General features: G+C 72.3%; 7 protein-coding genes. 5 read left to right on the top strand and 2 right to left on the bottom strand.

From position 1 onward, the window contains the following. Positions 1 to 29 precede the first annotated feature (29 nt). The 5 genes from ACBI99_RS34505 (at position 30) to ACBI99_RS34525 (ending at position 3,949) form a co-directional block, all read left to right on the top strand. Positions 30 to 707, top strand: a complete 678-nt coding sequence (locus tag ACBI99_RS34505) for a uracil-DNA glycosylase (protein ID WP_375074359.1) — start codon at positions 30 to 32, stop codon at positions 705 to 707. A gap of 9 nt (positions 708 to 716) precedes the next feature. After that, positions 717 to 1,040, top strand: coding sequence for a hypothetical protein (locus tag ACBI99_RS34510; RefSeq protein ID WP_219505972.1), 324 nt, complete (start codon positions 717 to 719; stop codon positions 1,038 to 1,040). A gap of 216 nt (positions 1,041 to 1,256) precedes the next feature. After that, positions 1,257 to 1,547 (top strand): MTH1187 family thiamine-binding protein, encoded by a 291-nt coding sequence (locus ACBI99_RS34515; RefSeq protein WP_219505975.1) that lies wholly within the window; start codon positions 1,257 to 1,259, stop codon positions 1,545 to 1,547. A gap of 106 nt (positions 1,548 to 1,653) precedes the next feature. Beyond that, positions 1,654 to 3,249 (top strand): FAD-dependent monooxygenase, encoded by a 1,596-nt coding sequence (locus ACBI99_RS34520; protein WP_357583740.1) that lies wholly within the window; start codon positions 1,654 to 1,656, stop codon positions 3,247 to 3,249. A 250-nt stretch (positions 3,250 to 3,499) separates the two neighbouring features. After that, a complete protein-coding gene (locus ACBI99_RS34525; RefSeq protein WP_357583742.1) occupies positions 3,500 to 3,949 on the top strand; it encodes a DUF1801 domain-containing protein in 450 nt (149 codons plus the stop codon). A 5-nt stretch (positions 3,950 to 3,954) separates the two neighbouring features. Here ACBI99_RS34525 and ACBI99_RS34530 read toward each other — a convergent pair whose 3' ends face one another. Together ACBI99_RS34530 and ACBI99_RS34535 are read right to left on the bottom strand one after the other, a co-directional pair. Next, a complete protein-coding gene (locus tag ACBI99_RS34530; RefSeq protein ID WP_375074360.1) occupies positions 3,955 to 4,554 on the bottom strand; it encodes a dihydrofolate reductase family protein in 600 nt (199 codons plus the stop codon). Further along, positions 4,551 to 5,483, bottom strand: a complete 933-nt coding sequence (locus ACBI99_RS34535) for a metalloregulator ArsR/SmtB family transcription factor (protein WP_219505983.1) — start codon at positions 5,481 to 5,483, stop codon at positions 4,551 to 4,553. Before ACBI99_RS34535 ends, ACBI99_RS34530 begins: the two co-directional genes overlap by 4 nt. Positions 5,484 to 6,377 lie beyond the last annotated feature (894 nt).

The raw sequence follows: 6,377 nt of genomic DNA on the forward strand, positions 1-6,377 counted from the left end.
CGTACCGGACCTGACTAAGCTGATCGGCCATGGCCGGTCGTCCCCTGAACGAAGTCGTCGAAGCCGGATGGGCCCAAGCTCTTGAGCCCGTGTCCGAGCGCATCTCCCTCATGGGCGAGTTCCTCCGCAAGGAGATCGCCGAGGGCAGGCAGTACCTCCCCGCGGGCGCCCACGTCCTGCGTGCCTTCAACCAGCCCTTCGACGACGTCAAGGTGCTGATCGTGGGCCAGGACCCCTACCCGACGCCCGGCCACCCGATCGGCCTGTCGTTCTCCGTCGCCGCCGACGTGCGGCCGCTGCCGGGCAGCCTGCTCAACATCTACAAGGAGATGGAGAGCGACCTGGGCCTGCCCCGGCCGTCCAACGGCGACCTGACGCCGTGGGCCGAGCAGGGCGTGCTGCTGCTCAACAGGGTGCTCACGGTCATGCCGGGCAAGCCCGCCTCCCACCGGGGCAAGGGTTGGGAGGAGGTCACCGAGCAGGCCATCCGCGCCCTCGTCGCGCGCGACAAGCCCATGGTGGCGATCCTGTGGGGGCGCGACGCGCGCAACCTGGCGCCGATGCTCGGCGGCGTGCCGCGCATCGAGTCGGCCCACCCGTCGCCGCTGTCGGCGCGCAACGGCTTCTTCGGCTCGCGGCCGTTCAGCCGGGCCAATGAGCTGCTCGTCCAGCAAGGCGCATCCCCTGTGGAGTGGAAGCTGCCCTAGGCTCGCTCCATGAGTGATGCACAGAAGTTCCTACGCCTCACGGTCGAGCTGACCGTCGAGGTGCTCGACGTTGACGCCCTCCAGGCCGCCGCGATGGCGGAGATCCGCCACCCCGACGCCGAGCTGACCGACGAGGAGCGCACCGAGCAGGCCGAGCTCGTCTCCTCCGACGAGACCGGCGCCTCCGCGCTGCAGTGGCTCATCGAGCCCGAGCACGTGCTCCAGCTCGTCGACCACATCGAGGAGATCGAGCCGCGCGAGGCCGTCCTGGGCGTGGAGCCCTCCGAGGGTCCCAGCGAGGACGAGGACGACGAGGACCACATCCACGCGTGATTCCGTGGCGTCCGGCATCCGGTGCGATGCGGACGAGATGGCCGGCGTCGGCCTGCTCCGGCGGCGTCGGCCGGCGGGGCGGGCTCCGGCCCGTCCTGGCGCGCTCACTAGGATCGATCTTCAGGGCCGGTGAGCGCCTTTCTTCCTGATCGCGGGCGCTCCTGGCCGAGTTCGCCGGCGCGGCCGGTCCGCGCCGTGACCCCGGGAGGGCACACCGTGATCGTGGCATTCTCCATCACCCCGCTGGGCGTCGGCGAAGGCGTCGCCGAGCCGGTCGCCCGCGCCGTCAAGGTCGTCCGCGACAGCGGGCTGCCCAACCGCACGGACGCGATGTTCACCACCGTCGAGGGCGAGTGGGACGAGGTGATGGGCGTGATCAAGCAGGCGGTCGACGCGGTCGCCGAGGTCGCGCCGCGGGTCAGCCTCGTGCTCAAGGCCGATCTGCGGGCCGGGGTCACCGACGGCATGACGAGCAAGCTGGAGTCGCTCGAACGCCACCTCTCCTGACGCCATCCCCGCCTCCCAAACGCGATATGTCTTGACCTGTCGGGCACTCGCGACATATCGTGTCGCTCGCACACGACACGATATTACGCGTTTCCGGAGGTGGGTCATGCAACAGCCGCGAGTCCCCGTCCTCGTCGTCGGCGGCGGCTACGCGGGGCTGAGCGCCGCGATGATGCTGGCCTGGCGCGACGTCCCCGTCATGCTCGTCGAACGGCACCCGGGCACGTCCGTCCAGCCCAAGGCGTTCGGCGTCGGACCGCGGGCCGTGGAGCTCATGCGCCCCGTCCCCGGCGTCGAGCAGGCGCTGGCCGACGTCTGGGCCGGCATCGGCGACAACATGCGCATCGCCATCGCCACCAGCCTGAACGACCCCGACCCGCAGATGATCATCTCCGACGAGAAGGAGGAGTTCGCCTTCCTCGCCGACGCGACGCCAGCCGCCCAGGTGGGCGCCCCGCAGGCCGAGATCGAACGGGTGCTGCGAGCCAAGGCCGAAGAGCTCGGCGCCGACCTGCGCTTCTCCACCGAGCTCGTCTCCGTCGAGCAGGACGGCGACAGCGTGCTCGCCGTCCTGCGCTCCGGCGGACAGGAGAGCGTCGTCCGGGCCGACTACGTCATCGCCGCCGACGGCTACCGCAGCCCGCTGCGCCACCAGCTCGGCATCCCCGTCGGCGGCAAGGGCGAACTGGGGCAGATGTGCTCCATCATGTTCGACGCCGACCTCACCGGGCTCGTCCGCGACCGCGAGGTCACCCTCTGGTACCTGCGCAACGACGCCTTCACCGGCGTCATCGTCACCGGCACCGGCGTCGGCGCGCACGTGCTGGGCGTCAACTACGCCCCCGGCCAGAGCGCCGCCGACTTCACCCCCGAACACTGCGCCGAGCTGGTCCGGCTGGCCGTGGGCGTGCCCGACCTGGACGTACGCGTCCTCGACACCACCACGTTCCCGATGGCCCACGTGCTCGCCGAGCGCTACCGCGAGGGCCGGGTGTTCCTGGCCGGCGACGCCGCCCACACCATGCCGCCGACCGGCGGCCAGGGCGGCAGCACCGCGCTCCAGGACGGCTGCGACCTCGCCTGGCGACTCTGGCTCGTGATCACCGGGCAGGCCGGGCCCGGGTTCCTCGACACCTACGACGCCGAACGCCGGCCCATCGGCACGCTCACCGCCGACGCCCAGCTCGCCAACCTCGGCGTGCGCATGCCGCCTGCGGCCCGCATCGGCTACCCGGAGCCGCTCGACGACCCCATGAGCGCGATCCTCGGCTACCGCTACCACTCGACGGCCGTCATCCCCGAGCCCGGCGACGACGGCTCCCTGCTGGAGGACCCGCGCCACCCCACCGCCCGCCCCGGCAGCCGCGCGCCGCACGTGCTGCTCGACTGGGACGGGCAGCCGATCTCCACCATCGACCTGTACGGGTCGGGCTTCGTCCTGCTGGCCCACCAGCACGGCGGCCGCCCCTGGGCCGAGGCGGGCAGGCTGGTCGCCGAGCGGCTCGGCGTACGGCTCGCCAGAATCCTGGTGGACGAGGAGCTGATGGACGTCGAGGGCCGCTGGCAGGAGCGTTACGGCGTCAGCGGGGGCGGCGCCGTGCTCGTCCGGCCGGACGGCTACGTCGCCTGGCGCTCCCCCGGCCTGACCGGCGACCCGGCGGACACCCTCGAACACGTCCTGCGCACCGTGCTGAGCCGCTGAGTTCCTGGCCCGCGTCCCGTACCAGGACAAACCCGTACGTCACGTGCCGAGCACCGCGCCGTCCTCGCCCGAGGGCGGCGCGATGGACGTCGTGGCCGGGACGGGGGCCACCGTGCTGTTCCTACCCGGCGACCGGCACGGCGCCGTCCCTGCCACCGATGTGGCGCGACATCCCCTCCGCCATCGCCCCCGCCCACGAGGCGGCCAGAGCCGTATGACGTTTGTCGGACCCGCGTGGGAGCATGCCGTCATGGCGACCTCGAAACAGCCGGTGACCGTCCCGACCGGCGCCGACGTGGACGCGTTCCTGGCGGCGGTCCCCGGCGAGCGCCGCCGGGCCGACGCCCTGCGCCTGCGCGCGATCATGACCGAGGTGGTCGGCGAGCCGGCCGTGATGTGGGGGCCTAGCATCGTCGGCTTCGGAAGCTACCACTACGTCTACGCCAGCGGCCACACCGGCGACTGGCCTCTCGCCGGATTCTCACCGCGCAAGCAGCACCTGGTCGTCTACCTGGTCGGCGGCTACGAGGAGCGGCACGCGTCCGTGCTCGCCCGGCTCGGCCCGCACACGACCGGCAAGGGGTGCCTCTACCTGAAACGGCTCGACGCCGTCGACGAGGGCGCCCTGCGCGAGCTCATCGACCGTACGGTGCGCGTCCACCGCGGCGTCGACCGAGCCGGCCGCCCTCCTGGGCCTTGACCTTCTCAGCGGGCCCGGTCGTAGATCATGGCCATCTCGCCCATCGCGCCGGTCTCCTGGTGGGTCAGCTTCCACGACGTGGCCGGCAGCCCGTCCTCCAGCAGCCGCTGCCCGCCCCCGGCGATCTCGGGGAAGATCATGAGGTAGAGGCGGTCGACCAGGTCCGCCGCCAGCAGCGGCTTGATGACGCTCGCGCTGCTGTTGACCAGGATGTCGCCGCCCTCCTGGGTTCTGAGCTCGGCGACGACGTCCGCGGCGGGCGCGTTCACCACCCGGGCCCGCTCCCACGGCGCCTCCGTCAGCGTGCTGGAGAAGACCACCTTCTCCACGTCGACCAGCCACTTCGCGTAGCCGCGGTCACGCGGGTCGGCGTCCTCGTCCTCGGCGACCGGCGGCCAGTAGCCCAGGAACCCCTCGGCGTTCACCCTCCCGAGCAGCGCCGTCGTCGCGCTCTCCCACATGCGGGTCATGTGATCCCTGGCCGCCTCGCTGGTCACGTACGGCGCGAACGCCGCGAAGTCGGCAGGCCCGCCGGGGCCGTTGTAACGCCCGTCCATCGTGAGGCTGAGGTTGGCGGTGACCCTGCGGTTGTCCTGAGTGGTCATGTCGTGCTCCCTGTAGTGGTGTCGTCCGCGTGCTCGGCCTGTCCGGCCTGATTGACCTGATCGGCCTGATTGACCTGGAGGGCCTGATCGGCCTGATTGGTCTGGAGGGCCTGAAGGGCCTGGAGGGTCGCCGCGAGCTTGTCGAGACTCTGCCCGAACCCGAGCTCGATCCCCGCGATGAAGTCCGCCGAGTCCACCGTGCTGTCGGCCACCCGGAACCGGACCTCCAGCTCCGTCCCCGCGCCCGAACCGGCGCCGCCGGGACGCAGGTCGAGGTCGAGGTGGGCGGTGAACGCGACACCCCCACCAGGTAGCCGCGGAGAGAGCCGATAGGACAGCCGCTCCCCTGGCTGCGCCTCGACGACGACCCCCTCCGCGCGCCCGGCGACCGGATCGGAGCCGTCGGTGTCCTCGGCGTCGCGATACTCGTGCACGATCCGCCCGCCCGGCCACGCCTCGAACACCAACTCCGAGACGCGCAACTCGTCCGGCGTCCACCAGCGGGCGAGCAACTCCGCCTCGGTCAGATGCCGCCACACCAGCTCGGGCGACGCGGCCAGCGACCGATGAAAGCGGAACGAGCGACCATCGGCCCATCCCGCCTCCCGCGCAGCCAGCCGCTCCGCCTGAACACTGAGCCCATAACGGTCATACGTCTCACCGGCCTGATCCGCGGCATCGGCCAGCCCGTTGAGCACCGCCGCCAGATCCCGCAGCGGCCCGGGCCGAAGCGCGTAGATCCGGCGCTGGCCCGTGCGCTGCGAGACGACGACCCCGGCCCGCTCAAGGTTCTGCAGGTGCTTGGTCGTCTGCGGCTGCCTTGCCTCAGCCAGCCGCGCGAGCACCCCCACGGGCCGCGGCCGCTCAGCCAGCAGCCGTACGAGCCGCCAACGCGCCGGATCAGCCAACGCAGCGAGGAGTTCGTCCATGCCCAGAAGTATTCACTATGACGAATATTCGTGTCAAGGAATAACTAGGCAGCCGCTTGCACCACGCCGCCCCGCTTCCGACCCGCCCCTTCCCGAAAGCAGACCGAATCCAGAGACCCGCATACCGCACCTGCGGGGCTGGGACCGGACCAGCGGCGCGCCCGCGCAACAGGCCAGCGGACGCGGGAGACGACGGCCACACCGGACCCCGCAGCCCCGGGGACGACGCACACACCGCACCCGACAGGCCCGGGGGATGACGCCCGCACCGCACCCGACAGGCCGGAGGCCGGACCGGCCGGACGCACGACCAGAGCGGCGCCCGCGAACGGACCGGCGGGGGTGCCCGCGCGACGGACCAGAGGCGCGCTACGGACAAGGTCCATACCCGGCTTGGCAAGGCCCAAGACCGAACCAGGCCGGACCGCCGAGGCCGGGATCGGATGGCCTGGACCCAGGGCCGGATGGCAGCGCGCGGAGGCCGCCGGCCTCGTGGAGGTGCCGGGCTCGTGGAGGTGCCGGGCTCGTGGAGGGTGCCGGGCTCGTGGAGGTGCCGGGCTCGTGGGGAGCGAGTTGGCAGGTGGGGGCGACCGGGCCCATGGGGAGCGAGCGGGCAGGTGCCAGCGCAGGGGGGCACGGTGCGGGGCTGCGAGAGGGCGCGGCGCCAGGCGGGCGCGATGCGGGAGGCGGGTCCGATGCGGGGACTGCGGTCCGATGCGGGGACTGCGGCAGCCCGGTCCGGAGGTGAGCCCGATGCCAGGGACGGGACGGGCGGCGCGCTGGCAGGCGGGCGCGATGCCAAGCGGCAGGGGACAGCGGGCGTAGGGGCGACAGCGGGGACCGGGGCCGGGTGGCCAAGCGGGTGGGCTTGGGCGTGGGGCGGGTGGGTGAGGG

Source organism: Nonomuraea sp. ATR24 (genome assembly GCF_041950485.1).
GTDB classification, from domain to species: domain Bacteria; phylum Actinomycetota; class Actinomycetes; order Streptosporangiales; family Streptosporangiaceae; genus Nonomuraea; species Nonomuraea ceibae.

Excerpts from the sequence above, each read along its gene's own strand:
- ACBI99_RS34510 (WP_219505972.1), top strand. The coding sequence starts at position 717 with ATGAGTGATGCACAGAAGTTCCTACGCCTCACGGTCGAGCTGACCGTC.
- ACBI99_RS34520 (WP_357583740.1), top strand. The coding sequence starts at position 1,654 with ATGCAACAGCCGCGAGTCCCCGTCCTCGTCGTCGGCGGCGGCTACGCG.
- ACBI99_RS34530 (WP_375074360.1), bottom strand. The coding sequence starts at position 4,554 with ATGACCACTCAGGACAACCGCAGGGTCACCGCCAACCTCAGCCTCACG.
- ACBI99_RS34505 (WP_375074359.1), top strand. The coding sequence starts at position 30 with ATGGCCGGTCGTCCCCTGAACGAAGTCGTCGAAGCCGGATGGGCCCAA.
- ACBI99_RS34525 (WP_357583742.1), top strand. The coding sequence starts at position 3,500 with ATGGCGACCTCGAAACAGCCGGTGACCGTCCCGACCGGCGCCGACGTG.
- ACBI99_RS34535 (WP_219505983.1), bottom strand. The coding sequence starts at position 5,483 with ATGGACGAACTCCTCGCTGCGTTGGCTGATCCGGCGCGTTGGCGGCTC.